25 protein-coding genes and 1 tRNA gene are annotated in these 25,918 nt (G+C 58.5%); 1 reads left to right on the top strand and 25 read right to left on the bottom strand.

The genetic code is table 11. From position 1 onward, the window contains the following. Positions 1–29: 29 nt before the first annotated feature. Together J1G18_RS13955 and J1G18_RS13950 are read right to left on the bottom strand one after the other, a co-directional pair. A complete protein-coding gene (locus tag J1G18_RS13955; RefSeq protein WP_135296194.1) occupies positions 30–6,659 on the bottom strand; it encodes a DUF3320 domain-containing protein in 6,630 nt (2,209 codons plus the stop codon). A 318-nt stretch (positions 6,660–6,977) separates the two neighbouring features. Further along, positions 6,978–7,046, bottom strand: a tRNA-Pro gene (locus J1G18_RS13950). A 224-nt stretch (positions 7,047–7,270) separates the two neighbouring features. Here J1G18_RS13950 and J1G18_RS13945 point away from each other — a divergent pair. Further along, positions 7,271–7,651 carry a hypothetical protein gene (locus J1G18_RS13945; RefSeq protein WP_316851781.1) on the top strand — a complete coding sequence of 127 codons (381 nt, stop codon included), beginning with the start codon at positions 7,271–7,273 and terminating at the stop codon, positions 7,649–7,651. A gap of 6 nt (positions 7,652–7,657) precedes the next feature. Here J1G18_RS13945 and J1G18_RS13940 read toward each other — a convergent pair whose 3' ends face one another. The 23 genes from J1G18_RS13940 to J1G18_RS13830 form a co-directional block, all read right to left on the bottom strand. Then, the gene (locus J1G18_RS13940; RefSeq protein ID WP_223007927.1) at positions 7,658–8,176 is read right to left on the bottom strand and encodes a lysis system i-spanin subunit Rz; all 519 of its coding nucleotides are present in this window, start codon (positions 8,174–8,176) and stop codon (positions 7,658–7,660) included. Next, positions 8,176–8,724, bottom strand: a complete 549-nt coding sequence (locus J1G18_RS13935) for a glycoside hydrolase family 19 protein (RefSeq protein ID WP_095668798.1) — start codon at positions 8,722–8,724, stop codon at positions 8,176–8,178. The genes J1G18_RS13940 and J1G18_RS13935 overlap by 1 nt, the downstream gene beginning before the upstream one ends. A 58-nt stretch (positions 8,725–8,782) precedes the next feature. Beyond that, positions 8,783–9,199 carry a hypothetical protein gene (locus J1G18_RS13930; protein WP_095668797.1) on the bottom strand — a complete coding sequence of 139 codons (417 nt, stop codon included), beginning with the start codon at positions 9,197–9,199 and terminating at the stop codon, positions 8,783–8,785. Continuing rightward, positions 9,199–10,062, bottom strand: a complete 864-nt coding sequence (locus J1G18_RS28030; RefSeq protein WP_262415580.1) for a hypothetical protein — start codon at positions 10,060–10,062, stop codon at positions 9,199–9,201. Before J1G18_RS28030 ends, J1G18_RS13930 begins: the two co-directional genes overlap by 1 nt. 26 nt (positions 10,063–10,088) lie before the next feature. Further along, entirely contained in the window at positions 10,089–10,751 is a 663-nt protein-coding gene (locus J1G18_RS13920; protein ID WP_223007898.1) for a hypothetical protein, read from the bottom strand. Next, the gene (locus tag J1G18_RS13915) at positions 10,748–11,101 is read right to left on the bottom strand and encodes a hypothetical protein (protein ID WP_223007897.1); all 354 of its coding nucleotides are present in this window, start codon (positions 11,099–11,101) and stop codon (positions 10,748–10,750) included. The genes J1G18_RS13920 and J1G18_RS13915 overlap by 4 nt, the downstream gene beginning before the upstream one ends. Then, complete coding sequence (locus tag J1G18_RS13910) at positions 11,098–14,031, bottom strand: DUF1983 domain-containing protein (protein WP_223007896.1); 2,934 nt, start codon at positions 14,029–14,031, stop codon at positions 11,098–11,100. Before J1G18_RS13910 ends, J1G18_RS13915 begins: the two co-directional genes overlap by 4 nt. Beyond that, entirely contained in the window at positions 14,028–14,426 is a 399-nt protein-coding gene (locus tag J1G18_RS13905; protein WP_095668793.1) for a DUF6950 family protein, read from the bottom strand. The genes J1G18_RS13910 and J1G18_RS13905 overlap by 4 nt, the downstream gene beginning before the upstream one ends. A gap of 2 nt (positions 14,427–14,428) precedes the next feature. After that, on the bottom strand, positions 14,429–15,031 hold the full coding sequence (locus J1G18_RS13900; protein ID WP_097090050.1) for a hypothetical protein: 603 nt from the start codon (positions 15,029–15,031) through the stop codon (positions 14,429–14,431). Then, positions 15,031–15,615: a hypothetical protein gene (locus J1G18_RS13895; protein WP_103484239.1), complete on the bottom strand. Its 585-nt coding sequence runs from the start codon at positions 15,613–15,615 to the stop codon at positions 15,031–15,033. Before J1G18_RS13895 ends, J1G18_RS13900 begins: the two co-directional genes overlap by 1 nt. An 18-nt stretch (positions 15,616–15,633) precedes the next feature. Then, positions 15,634–19,029 (bottom strand): phage tail tape measure protein, encoded by a 3,396-nt coding sequence (locus tag J1G18_RS13890; protein ID WP_223007895.1) that lies wholly within the window; start codon positions 19,027–19,029, stop codon positions 15,634–15,636. A 57-nt stretch (positions 19,030–19,086) separates the two neighbouring features. After that, a complete protein-coding gene (locus tag J1G18_RS13885) occupies positions 19,087–19,386 on the bottom strand; it encodes a hypothetical protein (protein WP_223007894.1) in 300 nt (99 codons plus the stop codon). 9 nt (positions 19,387–19,395) lie between these two features. Then, entirely contained in the window at positions 19,396–19,836 is a 441-nt protein-coding gene (locus J1G18_RS13880) for a hypothetical protein (RefSeq protein ID WP_103484242.1), read from the bottom strand. A 59-nt stretch (positions 19,837–19,895) separates the two neighbouring features. Next, positions 19,896–20,090: a hypothetical protein gene (locus J1G18_RS13875; RefSeq protein WP_262415579.1), complete on the bottom strand. Its 195-nt coding sequence runs from the start codon at positions 20,088–20,090 to the stop codon at positions 19,896–19,898. 47 nt (positions 20,091–20,137) lie between these two features. Further along, positions 20,138–20,623, bottom strand: coding sequence for a hypothetical protein (locus J1G18_RS13870; protein ID WP_223007893.1), 486 nt, complete (start codon positions 20,621–20,623; stop codon positions 20,138–20,140). A gap of 79 nt (positions 20,624–20,702) precedes the next feature. Continuing rightward, on the bottom strand, positions 20,703–21,863 hold the full coding sequence (locus tag J1G18_RS13865; protein WP_223007892.1) for a phage tail tube protein: 1,161 nt from the start codon (positions 21,861–21,863) through the stop codon (positions 20,703–20,705). Between the two features lie 64 nt (positions 21,864–21,927). Then, positions 21,928–22,326 carry a hypothetical protein gene (locus tag J1G18_RS13860; RefSeq protein WP_223007891.1) on the bottom strand — a complete coding sequence of 133 codons (399 nt, stop codon included), beginning with the start codon at positions 22,324–22,326 and terminating at the stop codon, positions 21,928–21,930. A gap of 8 nt (positions 22,327–22,334) precedes the next feature. Beyond that, a complete protein-coding gene (locus tag J1G18_RS13855; RefSeq protein ID WP_223007890.1) occupies positions 22,335–22,730 on the bottom strand; it encodes a hypothetical protein in 396 nt (131 codons plus the stop codon). Next, positions 22,727–23,302, bottom strand: a complete 576-nt coding sequence (locus J1G18_RS13850) for an HK97 gp10 family phage protein (protein WP_223007889.1) — start codon at positions 23,300–23,302, stop codon at positions 22,727–22,729. The genes J1G18_RS13855 and J1G18_RS13850 overlap by 4 nt, the downstream gene beginning before the upstream one ends. Continuing rightward, the gene (locus tag J1G18_RS13845; RefSeq protein WP_223007888.1) at positions 23,302–23,661 is read right to left on the bottom strand and encodes a hypothetical protein; all 360 of its coding nucleotides are present in this window, start codon (positions 23,659–23,661) and stop codon (positions 23,302–23,304) included. The genes J1G18_RS13850 and J1G18_RS13845 overlap by 1 nt, the downstream gene beginning before the upstream one ends. A 3-nt stretch (positions 23,662–23,664) precedes the next feature. Next, positions 23,665–24,054: a DnaT-like ssDNA-binding protein gene (locus J1G18_RS13840; RefSeq protein ID WP_223007887.1), complete on the bottom strand. Its 390-nt coding sequence runs from the start codon at positions 24,052–24,054 to the stop codon at positions 23,665–23,667. Positions 24,055–24,094: 40 nt separating this feature from the next. Then, positions 24,095–24,649, bottom strand: a complete 555-nt coding sequence (locus J1G18_RS13835) for a hypothetical protein (RefSeq protein ID WP_223007886.1) — start codon at positions 24,647–24,649, stop codon at positions 24,095–24,097. A 212-nt stretch (positions 24,650–24,861) separates the two neighbouring features. Beyond that, complete coding sequence (locus tag J1G18_RS13830) at positions 24,862–25,914, bottom strand: coat protein (protein WP_223007885.1); 1,053 nt, start codon at positions 25,912–25,914, stop codon at positions 24,862–24,864. Positions 25,915–25,918 lie beyond the last annotated feature (4 nt).

The raw sequence follows: 25,918 nt of genomic DNA, 5'->3' as shown, positions 1-25,918 counted from the left end.
GGGACCTTCATGACCCCCTTGTTTCTCGTTTACTCCGCCGTTTGGCGTATGGCCTTCTCAATTCGCTGACGTCCCGCATGAGCAAGCTTGCTTACACCAGCTTCCTTCGCAACAGCGTATATCAATGACTCCCCTTCGTGGCCCCGCTGCACCATTTCGTCAACCAAAGCACGCAGTTCTGGCAGACAGATTTCAGATAGCCCTCTCGTGGAATCTTCGTCGCCGGGCCTACGGAAAACGACACAGGTATCCGACTCTATATGAGTAGGCCAGAAAAAAACTCCTGCCTGCTCCTCTTCATGTAAGCGGAATCGAGCACGGGCAATTTGGTCAACGCGATCACGTATCCGTGAGCCGGTTCGTACCCAGCCATGAGCACGGGCAATGCGCCTTGCGAGCACCGTGTCCAGAACCGGTCCCTCTTCCGCTACCACATGAGCAATCATCTGCTCCAACGTTTCTGTGTAACTCGCGTCAAAGAACTGATCTGGATCGACCAACCCTACCGCCTGACGAGGGTCGGTTTCTTTATAAATCAAATGTTCAAGGGGGCGAACAAAAGCCAGGACATCCTCGACTGGCGTGAGAGATGCCGCCTTGGCGTACTTCAACTCAGGCAAAGCGCCTGAGGGATCATTGGCTTCGGCCAAACCATCCGCTGCGGCGACCACAGCCACCTGATCCACTACCTCAATGACCTCAGCCATAGCCGCGTCGATTTTCAGTCGCTCTGCCTCCAGAGCTGCATCAATGACAGTTTGCTTGGCTCGAGACTCAGCGAGGAGCTCATTCAGACGCTGATGCACCTTCTCAGCAGTTCCAATTGCATCTACCCACCAGTCCGTCGACCATATCCTAACGATCTCCCAGCCAAGTCCACGCAGCACAAACTCACGGAGCTTGTCGCGATCTCGAGCAGTCGCGCTGCGGTGATAGGTAGCACCGTCGCATTCAATACCGGCAAGGAATCGCCCGGGAGCATCAGGGTGAACAACCCCAAGGTCTACACGAAAGGAAGAAACGCCAATCTGGGTATGTATCTGCCACCCCTTTTTGGCCAAGGCTGCTGCAACCGCCTCTTCGAATGGGCTGTCGAAACCACCCACGCTGCCAGAGTTAGCTTCTGCGAGAGCCCGCGGGCCACGCTCTGCAAACTCTAGGAAGTGCTTGAGATCCCGCACCCCAATCGCTTGCGTACGAGCCAAATCAATGTGCTCTGGTCGCAAGGTCGAGAACACCAAAAGCTCCTGGCGAGCGCGGGTGATAGCCACATTCAGTCGACGCTCACCACCAGGGCGGTTCATCGGACCGAAGTTCATCGACAGCACGCCAGCAGCATCTTTCCCGTACGTGGTTGAGAAGTAGATGATGTCTCGCTCATCACCTTGAACGCTCTCAAGGTTCTTGACGAAAACTGGCTCCAGCTCGGACTCAGCGAAATACACGTCGAGTGATGGGTCTTTCCGGCAAGCCTCGTCCAGCATGTCCATGATGAGCTTCTGCTGCTCACCGTTGAAGGTTACGACCCCCACGGTTCTCCTGCTTTCACGGAAAACCGGAGACTGTAGGCGAGCTACCAGATCGGCAACCAACGATCTTGCTTCGATCAAGTTGGTTCTTGACCCTCCCTTGTCATATACACCAGGGATAGGGCACAGCCGTACTGCCTTGTCGGCCGTAAACGGTGATGGGAAGGTCACCAGCTTCGACTGGTAGTAACGCTGATTCGAGAAGGCGATCAGACTCTCGTGGCGGCTGCGGTAGTGCCAGTTCAGATTACGCATCGGCAGGTTGGCGCTGATGCACTCGTCCAGAATACTCTCGAGATCAGCCTCTACATCCTCATCTTCAGCGGTCGACTCAGCTCGGTCAAAGAAGGAAGTTGGAGGGAGCTGTTTGGGGTCGCCCACCATCACTACCTGCTTCCCTCGGGCCATGGCCCCGATGGCATCCCAGACAGGTATTTGAGATGCCTCATCGAAGATTACGAGATCGAACGGTGTTGAGGCAGGCGGCAGATACTGAGCAATGGAGAGAGGGCTCATGAGCAAGCATGGAGTGAGTTTGGTTAGCGCTTCTGGCGCACGACTCATCAGCTCCCGCAATGGAATATGCTTGGTCTTCTTGCCCATCTCATGGCGCAGGACTCCCCATTCTGAAGAGCGACTTACGCTGTCTTGGCTTGGTAGGTCGGAACACAGCCGAGCTCGGAGCCAGTCCTTGGTCAGCTCGGTGAACTTGTCATCCAAAGCCCGGAAATCACGAATGCGCTGTTCGTGCTCAACGCTGACGAACGTCCGGATCACCTCCTCGTTGTCCACCGTCGTGTTCAGCCACCAGCGGGCATAATTCACTTCCAATACACGACGGACATTTCCAGAGGTAATGGCTCCTGTTTCCATCGCTTGAACAATCGGAGCCAGTCCGACAGCGTAGGCTTCATCGCGAACCTTCCGCCAAGCGCACCATGCCTTGAGGCGCGATTCAGACGAGACAACCGTTTCGCAGTTTTTCTTGATATCGATTAGTGCAAGATGGGCAATTTCGATGACGCCCATTTCGGTAAAATGACCGACGGCAGTCAGGTGCGCTGCTCGCTCCTGGAGCAATTCGAGCTTTTCGCGAAGGGTAACTCCGGCAATAGCTATAGCAGCTTCCGGCTCAAGCAGTGCGTTACCATCCCCCAGCAAAGTTTGAAGTGGTGCTTTATAGGCCGCGACCTGCTCAGGATTAAGTGCTAGCTTCGCCACTGCGGTAGCCATCTCCCCCTGGAATGCTACCGCCCTACGTGCAACATCAACCTTCGTTTTCAAGTTATTCCAGGCAGGGGCAATTTCTCGCAGATCAGCCAGATCCACCAACTCTCGTTCAATTGCTGCTCTTTTCTTGAGCAGCTCAAAATCAGCTTTGAACAACGAGCCACAACGCCCCTCCTCTACATGAGGATGGTCGTCGACAAGCCGGCCGCATTCTTCGATATCACGTCGTTCAGCCTGGAAGCACAGCGCTGCTGTCAGCACATCAATATCAGTGTTCAAACCGCTCCAGAGAGAGCTAGTTGCTGAGCCGAGCTCAACCAGCTCATCTAACCCAGCATCGAGACGAGTAAGCGCACGCAGCCGGCGGAGTTCCTCCTTCAACTCATCACCAAGCTGGCCCTGCTCAACCAACTGGAAGCCATCATCGATCCAGACGGAGTTATTTTTCTGAAGCCTAATGACCTCTTGCAGTTTGATTGCTGTCGCGAGATGCGTTGCTTCGGATTTAGCACCTTGCCAAACAGCGACACACTCATGACCTGGCTCCAGCTCATCGACTGCTCGACGCACCGACCGAATCTCTACCCAAGTAGCGAGATCCTTACCATTGTCGACTTCACCTGTTGAAGTCTGCATCGGAGCCAGTAGCCCAGCGATTCGGCGTTTTCCAAGCCAAGACTTAGGCCAGAAAGACTCCTCCGCATCTTTCCACTCGCGCAGCAGGAGCTCGGTATCAAGCGCTTCAATGGCGTCACTGTAGGACGCGGTTAGCTGCTGCTTAAGGTCGTCTATCTGATCCAGTAATGTGACAGCTTGCCCAAGGACGTCGCAGACACTTTGTGGCCAGGCTTGGCCCAGTTCTGCGAAAGTTGCGCGGCGTTGCTGCAGCAGATCAATGCCTTGTTTAGCATCAGCAACAACACGAGACGGCCAGAAAGTTGAGAGCCTAGAGTTGATGTCACGGTGCTGCTCGATCCCGGTACAACCGTCACTCAGACGCTGAGCAATTGAGCGAGCATCAGGTCGCAATGCGAAACGCCAATCATGCCCAGCGGCAGCCGGAAGTGCTTGAGAAAGGATCGATAGCCCTTCAAGCGCTGTAGGGGTGTACTGCGTAACAGGAAGCCCGGACAGCTCAACAAAGCGATCAGCAGCTCGCTGGACCTCAAGCACTGCGGGAAGCACGTCACGAGCAGCCTGCACGAGTTGTTGTTGCCAATGAGGCGACCACTCTGCTTGGCCTACCGCGGACAAAGCGTTGCCTGCCAACTGACTGTAGCCCACAGCTTGTGCGTTCACTTCAAGGCGGTCGCCCAGCTCTCGAAGCTCAAGCATGGCCTTCTGATCATGCGTTTCCGGAGATGGCCAACCAAGTGAAGCTACTGCCTCATCAACACCAGATGTCACCGTCCCGATGGCATCGTAGATGGTGTAGCCGTTGCGGTGCCGGCGATGCAGACGCTCGACATAAATATTGAGGCTGTCACGCAGGGAAGCGAGCCGCTGCGCTTCCACCTCCCATGCGGCAGCGTCTACCTGCCCTTTCGCCTCCCAAGCCGACTGCAACTGAGCAAGGACATCCGTTTTCCGAGCTTTGCTGGAGTGAAGTTCAAGGCAGAACTCACCCAGACCGATTTCACGCAAGCGCCGGTACACGACGTCCAGGGCAGCAATTTTCTCAGATACGAACAGAACCCGGCGCCCTTGAGCGATCGACTGGGCAATCATGTTGGAAATCGTTTGGCTTTTACCCGTGCCGGGTGGGCCGATGAGAACGAAGTCTTTGCCCTTGGCTGCTGCCATCACAGCCGCAAGCTGAGATGAATCAGATGGCAGTGGGCAGAACACATCAGTTGGGCCGTAATCACGGTCCAGAGACTCAGCCTCCGGAAACGGGGTATCGGAGATGAACGAATCGCGTGGCGTATCCAGAAGGTGCTGGACTACTGGACTCTGTCGAAGGTGCTCTGCATTCTCGGCAAGATCCTTCCACATGAGATACTTAGCAAACGAGAACATCGAGAGTACAACGTCCTCGTTCAGCTCCCAACCAGCGATGTCCTTGATCGCATGACCAACCTTGTTCCAAATACCTGCGATATCCAGACCGGAGTCGTCCCGAGGCAGCTCCTGCTCCAGCGAACCCAAGCCCAACTCAAAGTCTTGACGCAGCATCTCGATCAGAGTCGGGTTAAAACGAGGCTCATCATCGTGCAGCACCATGGTGAATCCGGAGCGGGCGCTCTTACGTTCCAACGTAACTGGTACCAACACCAGCGGCGCTTTGTACTTCTGCCCCGCCCTATCCTCACGCGTCCAGCTAAGAAAACCGATGGCCAGGAACAGAGTGTTGGAACCACCTTCCTGCAAAGCAGTACGAGCGCTTCGATACAACTCAGTTAACCGGACATCCATTTCGGCGGACGTCAGCGCAACGAATATTTCCCTGCGCTTAAGAGCATCTTCAGCATGACGACGGCGAACATCTTCTCGCTCACGCTGCTCATAGAGTGCGCGCTCACGCGGATCTGCACCATCCATCAGGTCAGGCCTGGTAAGCAACTTCAGAGACTGTCCACTTGCAAGAATGTCCTCGAGCGCACCAGGATCAGGAGATTCAAGCTTCAGCGCACGCTTACCCATTTTGAAATTGAGTAAGTTATTTCGAAGCGACAGATCCAAAAGCTTACGCTGCCAACGGCCGAGGCGATCTGCTGGATCGAGCTTGGAGAGATCCTCAACCTGCACCTCAATGTTGTCATCGGCGATGCCGATCCCCTCCTCCACCAGAAGCGATGGGGCTTCGTCAGATTCAGTAACGGCAACACGCGCGATCTGAGCCTCTGAGCTGGCGAGTGGCTTGATACGTTGCAGACGGGCGCGGCGGATATCCAGCAGCATCTCGAAAACACTTTCAGCGTCTTCGGCGACCTGTTTCGTGCCCATCTCTACCGCATAAGAGAATGGCGGTATTGAGTTGTGAGTAATGAGGGTAGTCTCGAACAGCACGAGTTCCTGAAGCTTCACCCGCTTACGTACTGCTGTGACATCATCCACCAGGGCAGTCGTAAACTCTTCGGGCTTAAGCCACAAACCAGCAAAAGCATGACCATGGGTGAATACGATCACAGGGTTAAGACCGATCTGCTCCAATGCCGCGCAGAAAAGCAGAGTCAGGTCGAGACAAGTAGCCAACCCGGAGTCCGCAATCTGACTGGGGCTACGAATCTTCTGTCCGGATTGTTCGAAGCTTGCCGGTGGCAACGCATAGTCGAGCTTCATGCGCGCCACCGCACCCCACACTGCCGACGCCAACTGCCAAGCTCTTTTGGGGCCACCCTCATATCCATCAAGTGCGGATGGCTTATCGCTAAGACGAAGCAACTCGGCCGCCTGTTTGAGCAACCGCTCAACCGCCGCATCATTCGGCTGAACAAAAGCCGCAGTCATATCTGGTATATGCCGCAATCCGCCCCACTGGTTTCTGGGCAAAAGGTCTACGACCTGTTCAAGCCGAGCAACTTCCTTGCGACCGCTTTCCGCCTCCTTGTCATCGGCTTCAAGAACGAAGGTAAAGGTCGACATCTCCGCTTCTGTCAAGCGATTCAACAACGGGCCATCCAGAACAAGATCAAGCCCAGGTATGACCCGGAAGCTATCTGCAGCGATCTCGTCAATCCGCCAGATCTTGGACTTAAATACCTCGGGCGCCGAGCGAAGGGTAAGAGTCGCATTGACGAAACGATCACTCGTCTCGTTCGAGATGCCAAGCTCGCGTATCACAGGGATGGCGTTCTGGAAATCTGCAAGGTTCAGCTTCGCCACCAAGGTGGCAAGGATTTTTACTTCTTTAGGCTGGACTTCTTCTTGGGGCGTGAGGGGCTGAACGATGTCGTCCATGCGCAACCATCCTTGTCGTTATGCCCAAGGGAGTGCCGGAATTGGCCGGCCAGGGAGCCCCTCTTGAGCTGATGGCGGGATGATAGCTCTTCTAGTGAGAGCCGTAATGTGCCTTTGGTCGTTACTGATTTCTCATCCCATCATCGAATGGCCGCTAGGTAGACCAGAGCAATCCGCCTGCCAAAAGCCCCTAGGACAAAATCCGATATTGGTAACACATCCGAAAAATCCACTCAGAGCCAGCCTTTTTGTGGGGGTAAAAACGCGGACAAATAAAAAAGGGTCGCGAGATAAAATCTCGCAACCCCTTGAATAATATGGTCGGGACGGAGTGATTCGAACACTCGACCCCTAGCACCCCATGCAAGCGGACTGATCCACAGCCCGCCAAAACAGAGGCTTCGCGCCGGGCGCTCGCTGCAACGATGCCCAACCGTGCGCAACCGTGTTGTACAAATTCACTCGAAAAGTCACTGAGCCTTTTTGGCACCATCCCCGGCGTCCTGCCGACCGTTACCAATCCAAAACCCTACAGCTCGTCGCCTCACCCTCGCCCGCTCGTCACGTCTCGATTACTGTATATCCAAACAGTACAAAGCAAGGCGCCTTCCGTGGATCCCTCCGATATCGAAAACACCGACGACTGGCTCGGCTGCCCGACGCCGCTTGAAACCTGCCGGCACCAGCTTGCCCTCTACGAAAATGAGTTCGAGGAACTGAACCTGCAACTGCGCCACGCAAGGGAACGGATATTCAAGCTGGTCGAGATGCACGCCGAGATCAGCAAGGAGTGCGACACTCTAAGGTCACAGCTGACCACAGCCAAAGCTGAAGCCGCGGAGGCGAACAGTCGCGCCAGCGACATCGAAACTCGGAGCAACTGGGAACTGATGGCGAAGAACAGGCACATCAGCGAACTGAAGGCCGAGGTCTTGGCTTTACAAGGCAAGAGCATATTTCCAAAATCCCCTGATCCAATACCGCTGGACTGAGCGCCTTTATTCGACACGCGACGGAATCAACGTCCGGATATAGGCTTGGCACGCCTGCAGCGCAATCAGTCCACGGTCACCGCTGTCGGTGATGGCGACAATTCTTTGAGCATGCGCCGGGTCAAGTCGGGCTCGTACGGCTGCATGATCCACGCCGCCGGCGTCGGCGGTGGCTGGCACCCCGCAGCCTTTGGCAGCGTCGGTTGCGTCGAGGAGGACTGACAACCGCAAATCAGAAGTGGCAAGGCGATCGCGCAGGCGATCTTGGTCACGTTGGGCATCGGTCATTTTCCTGAAGTGGGTTTGCTCGCTGGCCGCCAGCCGCTGCTCGAGCGCCAGACGCTTGTCCTGCTCGGCCTGCTGTGCAGTGGCCGCGGCCTGGGTCAGTTGATTGAGGGTTTCGGCGTGCTGCTGGGACTGCTCGGCCAACTGCTTGCCGTAGCGCCAGTCCTGAAACTGCCAGGCGCTGCCGGCGCCGATCAGTACCAGCGCTATCGCGCCCACCGCTTTCCACGGAACGGCAATCACGCCAGCACCTTCAGCGCCTTGGCGTACAGTGCAGCGCGATCCTCGGCGCCGTTCGGCACCCGCCCCCGCCGGCCGGTGTTGATGATGCTGCCGATGTTTGCATTGTCGCCGGCATCGGCCAGGTCATTCAGGCCGTTCTTTTTCCAGAACCACGCCGCCGACATAGCGGCATGCTGTGGAAGCTCAAGCTGTTCCGGATGATTGATCAGGTCCAGGCCCAGAGCTTCGCCGCACGCGGCATAGTTCGCCCGCCCGGTCACTTGGATCAGGCCGCGCCCTCGGTACTTGAGGCCGTCACCGGCCACGGTGTTTCCCAAATCCTTGCGACCTTCGTAACCGCGCTGTGCGGCGGTCGGCCCCCAGATCTCGCGCACGTACAGCAGCTGACCAGATTCATGGCCAATCTGCGCGATGAACGCAGCAGCGCGCTTGGTGCCGACAATCTGGTACCGCTGCATTGCCGTATTCAGGGCAGGGGCAAAAACGCCGGCTTTCGCGCCGGCGTTCGGGAGGATCTGCAGCAACTGCTGCTGGGTGATGGTCATCGGCTTTCTCCAGGCAAAAAAATCCCGCTCAATGGCGGGTTCTTATCTTCGTTGTCGATTACGCAGGCCTTACCGGACGGAAAGTCTGATCCGGAAAATGATCAGCGCCTTCTTTCCAGCCCCGGATGAGCGTCCGGTACGCGCGCCATTGCTGCTCAGTACCTGGTAATGCATCCGGGGCACTGTCCTCCATGGCGATCAGTTGGTTGGCGATAAAATCCATTTCTTCAGTCCGCCACGCATCTTCAATGGTGCCGAGTTGGCCTATAGAAAGCGGAGGCTGTACGTACTCGGCGATCTCCCCGAAATCGCCTGCAATGGCACGGGCATGCAGTTCGCGGCCGTATTCCTCGACATCATCCGGAGACGCCGTGAAACCCACCTCTTCGCTCAGCCAGTCGAATGTGACCGATAGGTTCACGATGGTGTGTGCAGCATTCCCCCATACCGGCGAATGCGGATTTGAATACGTCATCACGAAACCCTCTGAAAAAGTGTTCGACCGCCGGCCACAGTGTCGCCCATACAGCGCCAGGTGCCGGTAGGACTGGACGTACCCTGACCGATAGCGAACGCGTATTGGAGATTTCCACCAACCGTTGTAGCGCCCGGGGTCAGTGCCGTATTGGTCAGGCAGAATGCGTAAGAGCCGATGCCGCCGACGCCGATAGCAGCAAGCTTTGCGGCGGCAATTGCATCGTTCCAAGCAGTGCTGCCGTTGATCCTGAATTCATTCCCGTTCAGCACCACCGCATTCAGCGTGCCAGATGCTGAGTTGATCAGGCGTACGTCATAGTCTGTGGTGGTGTTGTTGAAGTGAAAGTCGATGAATGGGATGGGTGCGGTGATTTCAACAGCGCCAATCGACAGCGAAGCAGTCGGTCCCAATCCCACAGCCTCCCGTTGAGCAGCCTGGTTTGCAGCTGCAAGCAACGTTCTGGCGGCTCCTGTAAATGCAGTCACAGCCATGGTGTCAGCGGCGGTGAAATAAGGAATTCGGTCTGCTACTCCTGTCACCGCCGCTAATGCGTTGATCGCCGCCGATGATGCAAGGGAGCCAAACTTGTTGACCAGTATGCGAAGTTGATCAGCCGAGTCCTTGACGTAGCCCTGCATCGGAGCCAATGCATATACCCCAGCGCCAGCGGTCGAGCCTTGGTAAGGCGGAATAATGGAAATGACCGAATCGCTCGCCACGTTGCCAACTTCGTACCAGCGACCGTCTGGACCGAGAAACGCATCACCCACTCGCGCGTTGGCGGCGAACGCGGTGTTCGTTCCGGTAACCGTGGGATTATTTTGGACGACAGAAACCGTCCCGGACTTGTACCAGGGCATCGAGTATCTCCAGAATATTTTTTGAGTCAGGCCAGCAATTTGGCGCAAAGGAATGGCCGGTGGCCCTGATCGGTCCAAGCTGTAAAGGCAAGGCTGTACATCATGATGCGGCCGCCGGCGTAATCGACCCCAAGAGCGCAGCCGCCGCCGGTACCGTCGTTGTGGCAGTTCATCGTGAAAGGATTGAGGGACACGTACTCACCTACCCCCAGACTCTTGTTGATGCCCCATAAGTACCGACGCCCAACACTAAGCTGCTCGGTTCCGAGATACGTCCAGTTGCCTGAAGCGAACGTAACGACCACCGCCGGGGCCCCGCTGTCGTAAACAAGCGCGCCAGCGCCATCCCACAGCCGCATCCCATAAGCAGCGGTACCCATCGAAGCCCATGCCGCCACGAAATACTGCCCACTGAGAGTTTCATTCACCCGTGACGCGTTCATGGCAAAGCCAGTCCAGTTACCCGGCCCTCCCGTAAACCACACTGAAATGGGAACCTGAATCGCGCCGCCCTGATCAGGACGAATAAACACCATTGGCGGGTCTTGGCTGGTCACCGCCCGGGCAAACGTACCTGATGCAGTTGCAACGCCGGAATAGGTACCCTTGGTGAGAAGGCAGAGCCTGGGTGCCTCAGAATCAATTTGAACAAACGAGTTGTCATTGATGCTCTGAAAGCCGTAACTCATGTCGAATACCTGATGGCGTATCCCTTGGCGACGATCCTTGTCTGAATTGTCGAGGCGCTGGCTGACGGATTCTTAGGCCTGACAATCACTTGGCCGACGGCAGTCGTGACATAGGGATAGGACTTGGCATTGCCGCTACCGTCTGTTTCTGACGACTGCACATCCTGTGCACGCATCGGAATGATCATGAACACGCAGTTGGCTGGGTTGAAGCCTGGAATATTGAGTGTGTAGCTGGGCGTGCTACCGCTGAAGTCGATCACGCCCTGCCACAGCACCTGATAGGTAAAGCTGTTGGTATCCATCCCGAGATTGCCATTCTCGTCCCAGACTCTTGCTCCATAGGTCATGCGTCCAGATCTCCAAGCTGCACCCGTTTCACGCCGTTTTGATCGAACACCTTTATCGCTCTGTTGGTCATCGTCAGTCGCCCGCCACCGGGCGCTGGCCCGTTGAACTCGAGGTTTCCTGCTTTATCCAAGCGCCAACCCAGCGCACCGGCAACATAGTTGTCGGATTGCAAGTACTGGCCGATTTTCAGCATCGTGATGCTGCCGTCCTGAATAAATGCCGAGTTCATGAACACCTGGCCACCCTGCACTGCAAACGGCACCGAGATGGCGCCGCCGGCGATGGTGTTGACGATGGCAAACCGGTCTGCCGCAACCAGGAACTGGCTTTGCAATCCGGCGCCGGTGTTTTCGATACCAAGTCCGATGCCGGCCGCGACATACTGCCCGTTCGCCGTTACCTGCATTTTCACAGACCACATCGTGGACAACTTGCCGTCCGTATTGGCCTGCGCCTGCGAAACCTGCTGAACAATCGCCGTGTTGTCACCCACAGTCGCCTGTAGCGTTTCGGTCGCTGTTACCTGAGCCTGATCCTGCGTGGCTCTGACGACCACTTCCCGGCTATAAGCGGCCTGGGTGTCCCAGAGCTTCAGCGCTCCCTGAAGATCTCCCTCGCCGCCATCATCGCGATACGCAGCTCGGAGAACCTGCAAGCTCTTGGTTTCCGCTGATAGGTCAGTGATGCTCGCCGTGTTCTGCTGAACCTGCTGAGCCAGTCCGTTGGCACTTTCCACGGTCTGGCCCACATCGAGCCAGTAAAGCGGATTCGGCGGCGGCGCATTGAGTGGCACAGGCCCAGTGGCCTGATAGATCCGCTTACCCTGCACCACCAGGTCGTATTCGACATACGTAGCCTCTGGGTCATAGCCTTCCAGCCCGTCGAGTGCATCGATCTGCTCCTGCAGCCCAGGAATCTTATTGATCTCTTCGAGTAGATGCTCACCAAGTTCCGTCTCGGTGATCTTCCCAGCCAAAGCGGCGAGGTAAGCCGAAACATCGTTTGAGGTTTGGGCAGGAACATAAAGGAAGGCACTTTTGCCATAAGCGTTCGATGAGCGGATGAAGTAGTAGTAGTTCGTCCAGAAACCCAAACCGTTGTGAGTGAACGTCAGGCCTTGCCCCAGATACTCGGCATCAGCAGCCGTTGCCGTTGGCGAGGTGCTGAAGAAGTATTCGTAAGTCCCTCCGTTCAGGCCGTTTTGCGAGTTGCTCGGTATCAGCACAATGCTGTCGATCGAGGACTGCACCACGCAGCTTTCTGGAATTGGCGGCCCGTTGATGCTGACGGTGATTGTCGCCTCACCGGAGCGCGCCATAGGCCCAACCGCCGCCACGCTCATTGTGTAATTGCCGGATGGCAGGCCGTTGATGGCGATCTCCGTCGAGGTGGCAGGAACGTTGTGCGACTGCACCGCGCTCGCGCCCTGCCGGATGATGACGATGTATTCCTTGACGATGCCCGTCGGCGGCAGCCACGACAGCACGCCCTGAGTAACCTCGGCGGTGGTGTCTTGCGTCCATGTGACCGCACTCGGTGTGCCGAGACCGCCGGCCGGCAGATTGATGAAGCCAATCGGGTTGTACGGCTGGCCCACGGCATCATCGAATATCGCCGCTTCGTATTGTTTGACCTGGACGGTGCAGCCTTCGCTGTCGCCCATGGACCAGTCCGAAACGATGAACTCGCCCAGGATGTTCAGCGACGGCAGGTTTACTCGCACCACGCGGCCCGGCCGGCAGTTGTAGCCGGCGAAGTTCATCGGAATGCTGATCGCCCCGCCCGCGCGCCGACGGCGCAACTCCATGTTCGCCAGGCGCTGGGCCTGATACGGATCGGTGACGTAGGAATAGGTCAGCGTTTCTGCCGCTTCGCCGCCGTCCTCAACGATCCATTCGGCGACACTGACCTCCGGGTAATCGGTTTCCGTCCAAGACTGCGACGGATCAATGAACGTGCCCCGGACGGTGTTGATTGCCGAGTCATTGGTCGGCTCGGTGCTGCCGGTGACTGTGCCGATCACCATGTCCTCGGTGATTTCGAAGTCATAAGGGCCGTAGTACGCGCCCGCCTGAAGCATCCAGCGGCCGCCGACACGGATCAGATGCCCACCGCAGGCCGCCTCAAGCTTCTGCAGCACACCCGTACGCTGCTCGTCCGCACCGATCACGCAGCCGCTGCGATAGCGCTGACTGGTCGAGCCATCGGCATTGGTCAGGGCCTCGTCGCACACGTTGGCAGCACTGGCGAAGGTTTCGAACACGATCTCGTCGTCCGGCACGCCGCAACGCGCGCGCAGGAACCAGAGCAGATGCAACGCGGTATTGGCGCTATAAACCGCGGTACCGGTACGTGGGTCGTACACGTCGTTGCGGCCGCGCACCACGAAACGGGTGTCCGGGATGCCCGACGGGAATTTCTCTGCGCTGTACTGCAGCGAAACCCGAACGAACGACAGGCCACGGCCGATCTGACTGTCCTTCCAGTCTGGGCAGTTGGCCTTCAGGAAGGCGTTCACCTGGGTCGGATTGACCACCAGCTCATAAGTCGCCTGCGCGCCGTAGCTGCCGATCTCTTCCTCGCCCAGATAGATGTTCTCAAGTGCGGTGATCGGGCCTTCGCACAACACGTACACCAGGTGCAGCCATTCGCCCTCACCCTGCGCGCCAGCCTGCTCTTGCGCCCAGACCAGCACTCCGCCGGTTGAAACTCGGCCGAGGATAAAGCGAACCGGTGCTTTCGACGATCGCACGGTCTGCGCCGACGGCTCGTTGTCGCGCAGGGGCGACTTGGTGTTGAGCTTTTCCTGCTGCTCCGATGCGTAGAAGGCCAGCGCAGCGCCAGCGACTGCGCCCCACGGGCCGCCTTGGGCAAAACCAACAACCGCACCAACCACAACCGAGGCAAGTTTTCTGACGCCGCCGCTCATTCAACCCTCCACGCGGCCAGTGGCTCGCATACGACACGGGCTGCGCCGTCGTCGGTTGTTGCCCAATAATCGCCAGCCCAGAAAACAGCCATGCTTCGGCCGCCGGGGGCGTCGTACAGCACCACGTCACCGCGCTGGATGAACGTCAGCGGCACCCTTGCAAAATGGGCATCCCACGCCGCCTCAAGGCTGCCGTGCTGCTTTTTCAGCTGCCGCTTGGCGCCGGTTTCCGTGGTGTACTTGCCGCGATAGTTCTCGGCCGGATCGACGCCACAAATCGCCGCCGTGCAGTCCGCAGCAAACAGGCAGCAGTCAAATTCGCCCCATGAAAAAGGCCGCTCTTGGGCGGCCTTGATCACGTCGTTCAGACGGGTTGTCCAGTCTCGGTAGCGCATGGCTAACTTCCATAGGTGAATGTCGGTGCGTCTTTCTTCGAGCCCCAATAAATGGGCCACTCGGACATCTGAGCGATGGCATAGAAGAACCGGTCGCCGTCATGGCGCGCGCGGTGGTTTTCATCGGTGAAGCGTTCGGTACCGGTGCGGCTCCACTCAGCCATACGGTCAACGACGGGAACAGTGATGCTGTTGCCGTCCTGGCCGTTGCCGGCGAACGAGAACTTGGCTGCATCCATCCGGCCGGAAAACAGGATGTCCGCCGCGTAGTTGCCAGCCTCGTCGAACACCACGAACAGGACCTTGGCCATACGGCCGCGGCAACCGCGTACGTTCGTCTCGGAGAGGATGTAGGCATCCAGGCCGCTGAGGGTGAGCTCGACCGACATTGGCGAACCGGAGTTGTCGCTTTCCTGCGACTGGCTGACCTGGCCGAAATTGCCAACACCCTGATAGGTGATGCCGTCGACCACCAGGTCGCCGGTGCCGGTATGCGCGAAGACCATGCCGTCGACGAAGTCGAGCTGCACGGCGTACACCGGCATGAACCGTCCGGTGGCAATGATGTTCACCACGTTCTGGCTGAACGGGAATGCTGAGGGCATCAGAAGGCCTCCCTGAATTGATAGCTGCCGTTCGACACCACAGGGCGCACGGACATGGACCAGGTGTCAGAGGTCATCCGCATTTCCGAGTAGGGGTTGAGGTACTCGACGGCGGTACCGGCCGTGAGCGTCTTGCGGATCCGCTTGTTGAGCAGCACAGTCACTCTGCCCTGCGCATTTGCTGATGCAGGATCGGTGACTTCAAACATCTCGCCGGCGATGGTGATGTAGTCGCCGGCGCTGAAAGCGGGCGCGTTCGCCGTTGCGCCGCCGATGACCATCGATCGCGCCTGAGCGTTACCGGTGACCACCGTCAGTGCGCCGACACTGTTCGTCCTGCGCCGGGTGAACGCCGGAAGGTTGAAGGTGCCCATCATGCCGTCGAGTCTCCCAAGGAACGCCGACAGCTCGCGCTCCTGAGCCCTCGTCAATAGCCCGAAGGTCAGCGTGCACTGCCAGTAGGCGCCCGGGTAGCCGATGATTTGCTGGGCGTTCGAAAGTGTCGAAGTGAACGCCCTGCTGTTGTTGACGATGCCCCACGTCATTTCTGACGGGCGCAACGAAGCCGGCCACGTGAGAGCCATGCGGTACTCCTTAAAGGCTTATCGCCGCGCAATCAGCTGGCGGATGGTTCCGTTTTGTTTCAGGTCGCGCACGACCAGCTCGTAGCCCCCCTTCGCCCCCTGCATCGCGGCCTCCTTGACCATGTTGACGGTGGCCTCATCTGGAGTGCCTTGAAAGCTGAAACTTTGCTGGATGACCGGGGCAGCGGGTGACGCCGAGGAGATCGGCACGACATTGGATTTCGTGGTTACGGCAGCCGATCCGACGTAGCCGCCATCCGCGTACCCTTTCGAGTTCGCGTTCATGCGCTCGAGGAATTCCCGGGCGCCTGGCTGGCTGACCACATCCTTGCGCACCACGAACTCACCGCCGTGTACCACACCCTTCGGCTCGAACTTGCCGCCGTCGCCGGTATAACCACCGTCGGAAAAGCCGTACTTCGAGCTGTAACCGGCCGCCGATGCGCCCAGACTGGAGGACGTGGCAGCAGCCGATCCAGCCGCGAAGCCATTACCAGCAGCAGATGCACCAGCACCCGCCAGCCCGCTGAACAGCGTGCCGAAGATGCCCACCGCCGCCTGACGCACCTGGATGCGGATCAGGTCGGCGATGATGCCGTCCGCCAGATCCTTGAACGACAGCTTCCCGGTCTTCACGAACTGGATGATGCCGTCCTCCATGTTGCTGAAGGCGTTGGTGAACAGGTTGCGGGTTTGGCCGGCAACATCGCGGGCCTGCTCGGAGTAGGTCTGAAACGCCGATGAGGCGCCGAGCGACCAGTCCGATTGGGCTTTGTCTACGTCCGAGTAATACTGCTGCTGCATCGCGAGGCGAGTTTGCAGCGCCGAACGCAGGGCTTCAGTCTCCTGGTTGTAAAGGTTGTCGCTGATCCTTCCTTCGTTGTGCTGCTGCTCCAGTGCGTCCAGTTGAGACTGGTACTGCTGCTGGATATTGAGCTGCTCCTGCAGGCGCTGCCGCTGCTGATCCCCCATTCCCATGCCGGCCAGATTGTTGTCCAGCCCGGTCTGAGCCTTCGCCAACTGGCTTGCAAGGTTGGTCTGGAATGCGGCGAGCTTTTGCGTCTCGTCGGTCGCGATCTTGCGCAGCGCGTTTTCCTTTTCGAGCGCTGCGTTCTTCTTCAGTTGAGCGGTGATCAGCTCCTGGTTGGCCAACAACGATTTTTGATCAGCCGTCAGGGTCTGCTTGCCCTTGATGTCAGCGAGTTCCTGCTCCCACTTCACAAGGGCCTGGCCGGCGGCGCCGAGCTTGTCGACCTCACCTTTCTGCACTCCGATCAGCGAGTTCTGCTGTTGCAGCACGGCATATTGCTGGCGGGCTTGGTCGAGCGCCTTCATGCCGGCGTCTTCGGTATAAGCCTTCGGCTTTTTCTCCTCGGACTCCTTGTAGATGGAGTTCTCGCGAATCGCTTTTAGTGCTGTGGCCTCCTGCTCAGCGGTGATGGTATAGCCTGCTGTGCGAGCGGCGTTGATGCGTTTTTCCTCATCCTCAAGCGCCTTGTTCATTTTCTGGCGCTTGGTGAAGTTCTGCTCAAGGCTCTTTTCAAAAGCCTCGTAAGCCACTTGCCCATCACGCTGAACTTGGGCTGTACGGGCGGCATCGTCAGCAGCCTTCTGCTCAGCCTTCGACTTCTTGTCGTAGGCATCGAGCTCGGCCTGCAGCGAAGCGATCCGCTCTCTGGTGTTGTCGTCCTCATAACCAGTATCAAGGGTAGATTTCAGGTAATTGATCTTCTGCTGAATCGCCTTTACGTCCGGGCCGGTGTTCGACTCGCGCCCGATACCGAGGATTGCATCCCAGCCACTCTTCGCGGCGCCTGCAAGATCGTTCCATGCCTTTTCGAGCGAGCCCAAGTTTGACTTCATAGTTGCGGCTCGCTCACCCAAAGCCTTGGCGTAAGCTTCCTGAGCGATGGCTGCAGCGGCCTCCTTCTCGCCCATCTCCTGCGCCGCTCGGACCTGCTCATATACCGAAGCGGTCAAGAAGTTGTACTTGTTGTTGAGTTCAGCGACCGCCTTCACCGGGTCGTCCGCCAGCCGCACAAACTCTGCGATGGTTTCTGACACTGCCTTCCCGGTCGCCTTCTCGTAGGCGATGGCGGAAGTTGCGATTTGCTCGAAGCTGGAACTGGCGATCTTCCCTGTACCGGCGAGCTGCGCAAGCGCCGCGGCAGCATCCGCCGTAGTGCCGACGGTGCCACTGACGCGCTTGGCCATTTCAGACAGCGCGAGCGTCGTGGTGCCGGCAGCATTACCGGTTGTTACGAGGGAAAGGCGGTAGGCATCCTGCTCTTTCGAGCCTTGGTAGTAGGCCAGACCGAGCACGCCTACCGCTGCCGCAGCCACAGTGAAAGGATTGACCAGGCCGAGGACATAGCCGCCCAGCGCTTTTGCTGCCGGCCCAACACCTCCGAACATATCTTTAAGCTGCCCACCTTGCTGTAGGAAAACGGTGAGTGGCGCCTGACCGCCCTGGAGCGATACGGCGATATCAGTGAACTGCGCAGGGACTCCCCGCAATGCGGCAGCTGTCGCCTTCGCCGTCATGCCGGTTTTTCCGAGGTCCGCGTTGAAGCGCCCCAAATCAGCTCGGGTGGTGTTGATCTTCGATTGGTATTCGGAAAACGTGTCCGCATCGATCAAGCCGAGCTTGCGGTTTTTGGCCAGTTCCTTCTCTTGCTTGTCCAACTCGCCCAGTTTTCGGGTGACTGGGTCAATTCGCCCGAGTAGATCTGCTAACTCGGAGGTTTGTGCCTCCGTCGCGTTTGCAGCTTCGAGAGCAGATTTAGCAGATAGATCCTGCGTTCGATTGAGCGCAGCGCCACGGACATTCGCCTCTGCTTGAAGCTTCGACAAGTTGGCGGAGGATCTGCCCGTCCTGTCGAGCTCAGCTCCCGCTGCCTGCGCTGCAGTAGAGGTTCCCAGTAGTGCCTGGCGAGCCTCCACGGCCTCTTTAGCAAGTCGCAGAAGACGGGCCGATGCCTGATCTGCCGTCTCTCCAACCCTAGAGCTAGCTGCGCTGGCAGCGTCAGCACTAGGCGCGTAGGCTGACATCGCCGACCCGGCCTTTTCAATACGCTGAGTAGTCTGGCTGAGTGACAAGCCCAAAGCATTGATGGCTTGGACTGACGCGTCTTGCTTCGAGTTGAGCAACTGGAGTTCGCGCACTATCTGTTGAGTGCTGGCGCCAATGCCCGATACAGCCTCCTCGAATGCACGTCCGAAGCGACGAGCTGATCCTTCCGACTTGGAGCTCGACTCTCCGACCTTTTCGATACCGTCACTGGCCTTGTCTAGAGCAGGCTTGACCCGCAGACCGGAGGCTTCCAGCGCCTCAAGCGCGCGCTTGATGTCGGCAGCCTTTTGCTCGGCGTCCCGGCTGTCGATTTCCAGAACGAGGCGGGATGTCTGAGCCATTGTCTTTCTCCAGGCGCAAAAAAACCCGCCGGAGCGGGTTATTCATTGGGTGCTGATTCAGCTGTTCGCGTTGAGACAGACTCGATATGCCTCATTGCGGAATTCTTTTACTGCTTCTTCCTTCATGGTGTCTGTGATCATGACTTGCTTTTCGTAAGCCTTGAGAACCACCCCTCTGGCGAATTTGCTGCCATCACCAATTTTGTCGAGCGAGTCCTCGAGCAGCTCACCTTTTTGACGAGCAGTCATTGCCTCACCGGCCAAGGCAGAAATTTTCTTGCAAGAGCTTTCGGCAGCCTGCGCCGACATTGAAAAAAGCGCAGTTACAGCAATGAGTGCGGCGATTATCGTTCTCATAAGTCCTCGCTATTTCGCGTACTTGTACGGCTCGGGTGCAGTAAGAAGCGGCTCCGCTTTATCCCACATGCCGCGGTACCCGCGAACCGAATACGAGTAGCCTGGTTTCAGATCAAGCAATAGCCCGCGCAGATCACCGCCGGCGCATGCGGCATTGTTCTTGATGCTCAGCTGCACAGGGCCAGGCTTGTGGTAAAGCTTCACCGATTTTCCGCTACTTGTTTCAGCAGCAAGCCTTTCGTTCAAGAACACCTGCATGCCGGCACCTAAGCAGCTCAAAGCGCCAGCGTCTTGCGTGAAAACAATACGCGCATCATCTGCTGCGCTTGGCTTACCGAAAGCGAAAACATCCTCTGCTGGGACCTGAGAGGCCTTTTCTGGCGCGACTCTAGTTGTTTCGCAGCCCGCCAGCAGCAGGAATGCAACACCAAATGCTATTTGTCTTTTCAAAGACACCCCCTCCCTGTTTGAAGGAGGAATCTAGCACCAACGGGAGGGCCTCGACAAAATCACTCTTCGTCGCCAGCCAAACACACCGCATCCAGAGCAAACATCACATCGTCAACCTCATCGCGCGGCAGCGGCGACGGATGCGATTCCAGCCAATCGGAGATTTCCCGCGCCGACAGTGGCAGAGGGAACGCCCCGGCCATGCCGGCGATGTAGCGGCGGCCGCGGCACACGTTGCGATAGAGATTCAGCAAGTACGCGGTGATCGGGTCGTTCTCGGGCTCATCCGGTACCGCTAGTTTCAGGCGCGCGTAGACCGCGCGGCGCTTCTCGCTTTCCCCGCCCCACTCTTGCTCCCACTCGAAGCGGCAGACGGCTTTCCCACCGACTCAGCTCGCTCTTCGGCGGAGTCATTGGCTGCAGCAGCACCCTCACGCAGGACGAAGACGAAGAACTCGATGTTGGTCTCCAGCAGCTCGGCGGCGATCTCCGGGCTGTACTTGATCGGGCTGCCCTCGGCATCGAGTACGCCATCCCAGTCCTTCACGATGAAGCTTGCCAGCAGCATCGAGTGGTTCTGGTGCTCGGTCTTCTCGCCGGCTACCACGCCAACCTGGCCCTCTTCAAACCGCGCATCGTTGCGCTGAATGCGGCGGCGCATGCGCTCCAGCGCGACCTGATACTCAGGGTTGTCGATGCCGGCCAGCAGCACCTTGGTGTCCTTGTCGAAGTTCGCCCAGCGCTCGCCGGTGACTGCCGGCTTCTTTTTGCCCAGTTGCAGAGCCATGGTAATTCCTCAACGCCGCGCCGATAAAAGGGCCGCCCCGGCCGGCGTGAATGCCGGGGTGGCCAAAGGTCGAGCTGGTTTATGCAGTGACGGTGATCGCCGCCGTGCTGGTTTTGGTGACGTCCGACACGCTGGTGGCAGTAATAGTCGCGGAGCCAGCAGAAACGCCGGTGACCAGTCCAGAAGAGCTGACAGTGGCAACGCTCGGTGCCGAACTGGACCAAGTGACGTTTTGCGCGGCTTCGGCCGGCAATGCCGACGCAGTGAGCTGACGAGTCGCGGCTACCGCGATGGAGGCAGTCGCTGGCGCCACCGAGACGCTGGTCACCGGCACGAACGGAACGCGGGTGATGGTCGGGCTGACCTTCGCCACGGTGTAGTTCAGCGTCACCTCGATCAAGTCGCGCTTGCCACCATTCGGTAGTTCGCCGTCCACTTCCACCGCAGGGAAGTTGAAGGTGTACTTGTTGCCCAGGCTGTCGGTGATCGGGAACACGACGCCGATTGGCGCGCGGGTGAAGGTGTTCTTCCAGATCTCCCACGCCCGCTTCGACCAGGCGAGCGTGATGCTGCCGGTGATCGCCGCTTCGGTCGCAATGTGTGCACCCGGGCCGAGACTGTCAGAGCCGAGGCAGCGCTGCGTTTGCAGGCTGTTGTCGAGGTTGACGGTCATGGCCGAAACACATGCCACGCCTTCCAGCGACTGGCCATTCACCAGGATCGTGCCGACGTTGTTGTTCGATAGGAACGGGGTGGTGGTCGGTGCGTTCGGCGAGACGACGATCGAGGTCTCGCTGTCGGCGTAGTCCAGGCACGCCATGTTGAAGGTGGCGGTGATCTTGCCGTCGGACGGGATGTCGAGCGAGAAGGTCGAAACATGCGCCCCCTTGAACACACCATGGACGCCGATGTCGTCGTAGCCCTTGGCGATGCTGAAGGTGTGACGAGTATCACCGACGCTCAGCACATTACCGGTCCAGTTGCCGTAGAAAGCGGCCTCCAGCAGCTGATCGAACGAGCCGAACGAGAATTCCGCCGTCAGATCTCCGCCGATATCGATGCTGGTGGCCACCGAGCCTTGGCTCAGCCGGGTGTCGGTGATTTCGTCACTGACTTGGGTGTTGACGGTCGGGGTCAGCGCATTGCCGGTCAGGCGCAGCGTGTCCCAGGTGCCGGTCGGGGTAACGCCGGGCGTCACCTCGGGAATGATGTGTGAAACGACTTTTGCGCCAGAGCTCATTGGAGCCTCCTATTCGCGGGCATAAAAAAACCCGCTCAAGGCGGGATTGGCTGGCTTGGGTGGTTCAGCTCTGTTGCTGCTTGATTCGGACCATTCCGTCGTCGAGCATTTCGATGCTGGAAGCTTTGACGACGATGTCAGGCTTACTGATTGAGCCAGATAGGCTGAGCCCGATGCCGGCCGCAACGTACTTGCCGTCGAGCAGCTCGAATTTCACGGCCCACTGCGGAGCCAGCTTCGGCTTCTCAGTGCTGGATTCGTTGCTTGACTCCTGACGAATGTACGTCACGCCATCAACGATGATGAATGGTTTTGGCGAAGGCTCTGCTGCGGACGGAGAGCCAGACTCCTCCTTATCAAGATCACCGATCCTGACCGGGCCCATCGGCCCTCCGTTGATCTCGAGCAAACCTTTGGTGAACTTCCAGCCGGACACACCCGACACGTAATCTGCGCTCTGCATTTTCCCTCTCAGCCGGCGCGAAACCGGATGTTGACGTTGATTTGGTAGAAGCCCTCGAACTCACCGGCGACCACTTGGCTGGCTTCCATGCATTCAAGGTCCCCGGACATCCAGTAGGCGAAGTGCGCTTCGAGCGCGTCGGCCAGCTCGTTGATGGCCTTGGTGCCGGTGCGCTCTCGGGCGAAGCACTGGACGCTGATCTGCCCGGGCTTGCGGGTGTGCGGCCGATCGGCCATGCCAGCCATGAAGGCCGGGGCGTACTGGATATTCAGCCGGCACCAGAGGCCGGTCGCCGGCGGCGTGAACACTTCCGGCTGGTTCGGGTAATCGATCCGCGCCTGGTCAATGCCGGTGAAGGCCACCATCCGGCCGGTGATGAGCTGCCTGATCTGCTCGAAGGTCATGTGTAGGCCTCAGATACGCCGATGAAGGCAAGGTCGTAGACACCGCCCGGAGCCTGCGTGGAATGCCCCAGCTCCAGCATCTCGCCGTAGGGGCTGTTCGTTTGGATGTAGATCACGGGAAACTGCCCCGATGCCTTGATGAGCATGCTGCCCTTGCTGATGGTTTCGCGGCCGGACGGGTCGATGATGTCGGTCACGGTAAAGTCCGGAGCGCCGATCGAGACCAGATGACTGCCTCGGAATGTGCCGCCGATGTACCCTTTCCCAGCCGCCTGCGCTTTGACGAAGTAGTTCTCTTCGCGCTCTCGCTTGGTCAGCTTCTTGAAGGCCTTGCCACCGGTGCGCGCAGCGTTGCGTGCGTCTACGTTCGCGTCATAGGCATCAGCCAGCGCTACGTTCTTCGTGCGCAACGCCACGTTGGCCTGCCATAGGTCAGGGTTGCCGACCGGCGAACGGTTCACCACCTCTGTGAGCATGGCGGTCGCGATCACGCGCGCCATCTGAGTGATGTCCTCACCTGCCTGGTCGGCGAACTCCGTGAGGCTATGGCTCCAGCCCGCTTTGTTGGCCATCAGACTTTCCTCAGCTGGATCTCGTAATGGGCGCCGGCCGGGTCGGTCTGGACGTTGACCACGTCGAAATCGTTAATCTTGTGGCCGATGTCCGGAACCCCGCCGATCGTTTCGTTGGTCAGCGCGATCAGCAGTTGGTCGGTGCCGCGAATGTTCACGCCGTCGACCTGGGCAATCTTGAAGGCGTCGAACACGCCCCGTCCGGTGTAGGCGATGACAACAGGGTCACCCGCCACCTCATTGACCGGATCCCACGTTCCCGGCAGCATCACGCCGCCGCTGAAGGGCTGCACAGCGTCCGCCAGGTCAGTGTCGAAGGCCTCGGCCAGATCCGCCTGGATCTCCTCACGTAGGCCCATGGGTCACCTGTACACGTTGAAGCTGAAGCCGCTAGCGCGCCATGGCGCGAGCAGGTCCAGGGCGAATTGGACGCCATCGGGAAGCGCGGTGGATTTGCTGGTGTCGATCGAGGCGAACGTCTTGCTGGTGGTCACCGATCCAGCCTTCACTGTCTTGGCTTCCAGCGATCCCTCGGTCTGCTGCTGGTACAGCTTGCCCTCAGACGCGACTACCGCCAGCTCGGCGCCGGCCTGCTTCACCTCTTCGGGAATGGCGTCCATGTCGATACCGACCAGGTTGAGCGAGGTCAGATAGGCATTCGCCTGCAGCACGGCGCGAGCTTTCTTGTCGTCTGGCGCCCATGAAGGCCCGAGCTCGGCGTCAACGTCCGCCACGGTGATGTAGGTAGCCATCAGGCCTCCGCTTGAATGAGTGGGGCCGAAGCCCCAGTTGTTACTGGTTGGCCTTCAACAACGCGAGCAGCTCAGGCTTCGAGTCGTTGACCTTGTAGGTCACGCCCTTGGCGTCGAGCTGTTCCTTGATCTGCACGACCGTCAGCTCGTCGAGCGGATCGGTCGCATTGGCCAAGCGATTTTTATCTGCCTGCACCAGCAAGTCATCGACCTGTTTCTGCAGCTCCTCCGACTTACTCACAGCGGAATCGCGATCGCTTGCCAAGCGCTGCATGCCCGACTGAATGCCGGCCAGGGCTTCATACAGGTGCATCGCTGGGCCTTCGCCTTCAACAGGGTTCAGCACGCCAGCTTCAAGGCCAGCGGCCAGTTTCCCTACTTCTTTCAGCTGAGAGGACAGGCCGACATTCTCAGCTTTGAGCTTTGCGAATTGAGCCTGCAATTCGCCGCCGCCGTTGAACTCACCGCCGCTCTCGGTCGTGCCGTGACCGAGCAAATCAGATTCTGGCACATCGTCCGACTTCAGCCGGACCTGACCATTTTCGTCCTGCTCCAATCCGGCGAACCGGGTTTTCTTTACGTTGTTATCGGTCATTACGGTGTCTCCAGTGCTTTTACTCGGGCTGCCAGCGCGCTGAGAGCGGCCTGAAGGTCGCCGGCAGCGATGCCGTTCGTTGCATCGGCGGCGACTTGAACCGTCGCTGCGGACGGCTTTGCGGTCCGGAGAGATCGGGGCAAGCCCTTACCAGTTTTTTGGTTAGGCATCGGCATTTGCTCCTGAATGGGGCGGCTCGCCGCCCCTATGGATTAAGGTGCCGGAACACCGGTGACCAAGAATGCGATCGGGATGTGCTTACGTTCCATCACACGGTTCCAGTTCGTCGCCAGCGCCAGATCCTGCCAAGAGGCAGAGCGTGGCGTGGTTTCGGTGCCGTTGCCGGTAATGGTGGCAGACAGGAAGCTGTAGCCCAGTGGGTGCAGGAGCCAGGTCTTGCGGCTCCACAGGACTTCCACGCCGCCGCCGTTACCGCGAGATTCCTGGCGCTCGTAGGCTGTCGGGTGCTCTGGATTGCCTTCGCCGTAACCGATCGCGCCTTGGCCAAAGATCACGTTGATGAACTTGCGCGAACTGCCGGTGCCGATGACGGTCATCTGATCGTCGATCACAAGGCGGTAACCTTGATAGGTCGCGATCTGGGTGTTGTTGTCAGCGTCGCGGATGAAGTCGATCAACTGCTTCTTGCGCATGTCGCCATACACGAAGCTGTGCATCGCCATCACGCCGAGAACCTGACCGCTGTCGCTCATCAGCGCGTCACCCATGGTCTGGGTTGCGTCGATGAATGCACCAGCATCGAAGCCGCCAGACGCGGACACGTCGATCACCATGTCGTTCTGAGTGTGCGATGCGTCGGTCGCACCGATGTTGTCGTTGTAGATGCCCAGCGAAGTCGCCAGCAGGCGGCGCTGAGCCTGGCGCTGCCAGAAGTTATCCAGCCGTGCCGCAACGGATTGCAACGGGTTCTTGCTGGTCAGCTCGACGGTCAGGTCAGCTTGGCCGAAGCCTTCGTTGAGGTACGCAACACGAGCCATCATGTCGCCGGTTTCAATGTTGCGTGGCTCTGCAACGTCGGCGTAGACATCGTTCGAGTAGTTCGGCTCTACCGAGGCATCGATCGCCTTCCAGTAGGGAATGTTCGCGATGTTCGACGGGCCGCGGGCGATCTCGGACGCGTAAGGGGTCGGGGTCAGAATGCCGGACTGGAAGAACGCGGTTTTTTCTACCGGGTCCTGAGTCAGGTACGAAGTCAGCACCGGGATATTACCGGTGATGATGTTGCCGATGGTGGTGATTGGCATGGGG

The organism is Pseudomonas sp. MIS38, from assembly GCF_019891575.1.
GTDB lineage: Bacteria > Pseudomonadota > Gammaproteobacteria > Pseudomonadales > Pseudomonadaceae > Aquipseudomonas > Aquipseudomonas putida_A.
This window is presented reverse-complemented; position numbering and strand designations above follow the sequence as displayed.

Bases quoted from the DNA above. Each gene is read 5' to 3' on its own strand.
- J1G18_RS13955 (WP_135296194.1), bottom strand. From the start codon at position 6,659: ATGGACGACATCGTTCAGCCCCTCACGCCCCAAGAAGAAGTCCAGCCT.
- J1G18_RS13935 (WP_095668798.1), bottom strand. From the start codon at position 8,724: ATGACCATCACCCAGCAGCAGTTGCTGCAGATCCTCCCGAACGCCGGC.
- J1G18_RS13930 (WP_095668797.1), bottom strand. From the start codon at position 9,199: ATGACGTATTCAAATCCGCATTCGCCGGTATGGGGGAATGCTGCACAC.
- J1G18_RS28030 (WP_262415580.1), bottom strand. From the start codon at position 10,062: ATGCCCTGGTACAAGTCCGGGACGGTTTCTGTCGTCCAAAATAATCCC.
- J1G18_RS13920 (WP_223007898.1), bottom strand. From the start codon at position 10,751: ATGAGTTACGGCTTTCAGAGCATCAATGACAACTCGTTTGTTCAAATT.
- J1G18_RS13915 (WP_223007897.1), bottom strand. From the start codon at position 11,101: ATGACCTATGGAGCAAGAGTCTGGGACGAGAATGGCAATCTCGGGATG.
- J1G18_RS13910 (WP_223007896.1), bottom strand. From the start codon at position 14,031: ATGAGCGGCGGCGTCAGAAAACTTGCCTCGGTTGTGGTTGGTGCGGTT.
- J1G18_RS13905 (WP_095668793.1), bottom strand. From the start codon at position 14,426: ATGCGCTACCGAGACTGGACAACCCGTCTGAACGACGTGATCAAGGCC.
- J1G18_RS13900 (WP_097090050.1), bottom strand. From the start codon at position 15,031: ATGCCCTCAGCATTCCCGTTCAGCCAGAACGTGGTGAACATCATTGCC.
- J1G18_RS13895 (WP_103484239.1), bottom strand. From the start codon at position 15,615: ATGGCTCTCACGTGGCCGGCTTCGTTGCGCCCGTCAGAAATGACGTGG.
- J1G18_RS13890 (WP_223007895.1), bottom strand. From the start codon at position 19,029: ATGGCTCAGACATCCCGCCTCGTTCTGGAAATCGACAGCCGGGACGCC.
- J1G18_RS13885 (WP_223007894.1), bottom strand. From the start codon at position 19,386: ATGAGAACGATAATCGCCGCACTCATTGCTGTAACTGCGCTTTTTTCA.
- J1G18_RS13870 (WP_223007893.1), bottom strand. From the start codon at position 20,623: ATGGCTCTGCAACTGGGCAAAAAGAAGCCGGCAGTCACCGGCGAGCGC.
- J1G18_RS13865 (WP_223007892.1), bottom strand. From the start codon at position 21,863: ATGAGCTCTGGCGCAAAAGTCGTTTCACACATCATTCCCGAGGTGACG.
- J1G18_RS13860 (WP_223007891.1), bottom strand. From the start codon at position 22,326: ATGCAGAGCGCAGATTACGTGTCGGGTGTGTCCGGCTGGAAGTTCACC.
- J1G18_RS13855 (WP_223007890.1), bottom strand. From the start codon at position 22,730: ATGACCTTCGAGCAGATCAGGCAGCTCATCACCGGCCGGATGGTGGCC.
- J1G18_RS13850 (WP_223007889.1), bottom strand. From the start codon at position 23,302: ATGGCCAACAAAGCGGGCTGGAGCCATAGCCTCACGGAGTTCGCCGAC.
- J1G18_RS13845 (WP_223007888.1), bottom strand. From the start codon at position 23,661: ATGGGCCTACGTGAGGAGATCCAGGCGGATCTGGCCGAGGCCTTCGAC.
- J1G18_RS13840 (WP_223007887.1), bottom strand. From the start codon at position 24,054: ATGGCTACCTACATCACCGTGGCGGACGTTGACGCCGAGCTCGGGCCT.
- J1G18_RS13835 (WP_223007886.1), bottom strand. From the start codon at position 24,649: ATGACCGATAACAACGTAAAGAAAACCCGGTTCGCCGGATTGGAGCAG.
- J1G18_RS13830 (WP_223007885.1), bottom strand. From the start codon at position 25,914: ATGCCAATCACCACCATCGGCAACATCATCACCGGTAATATCCCGGTG.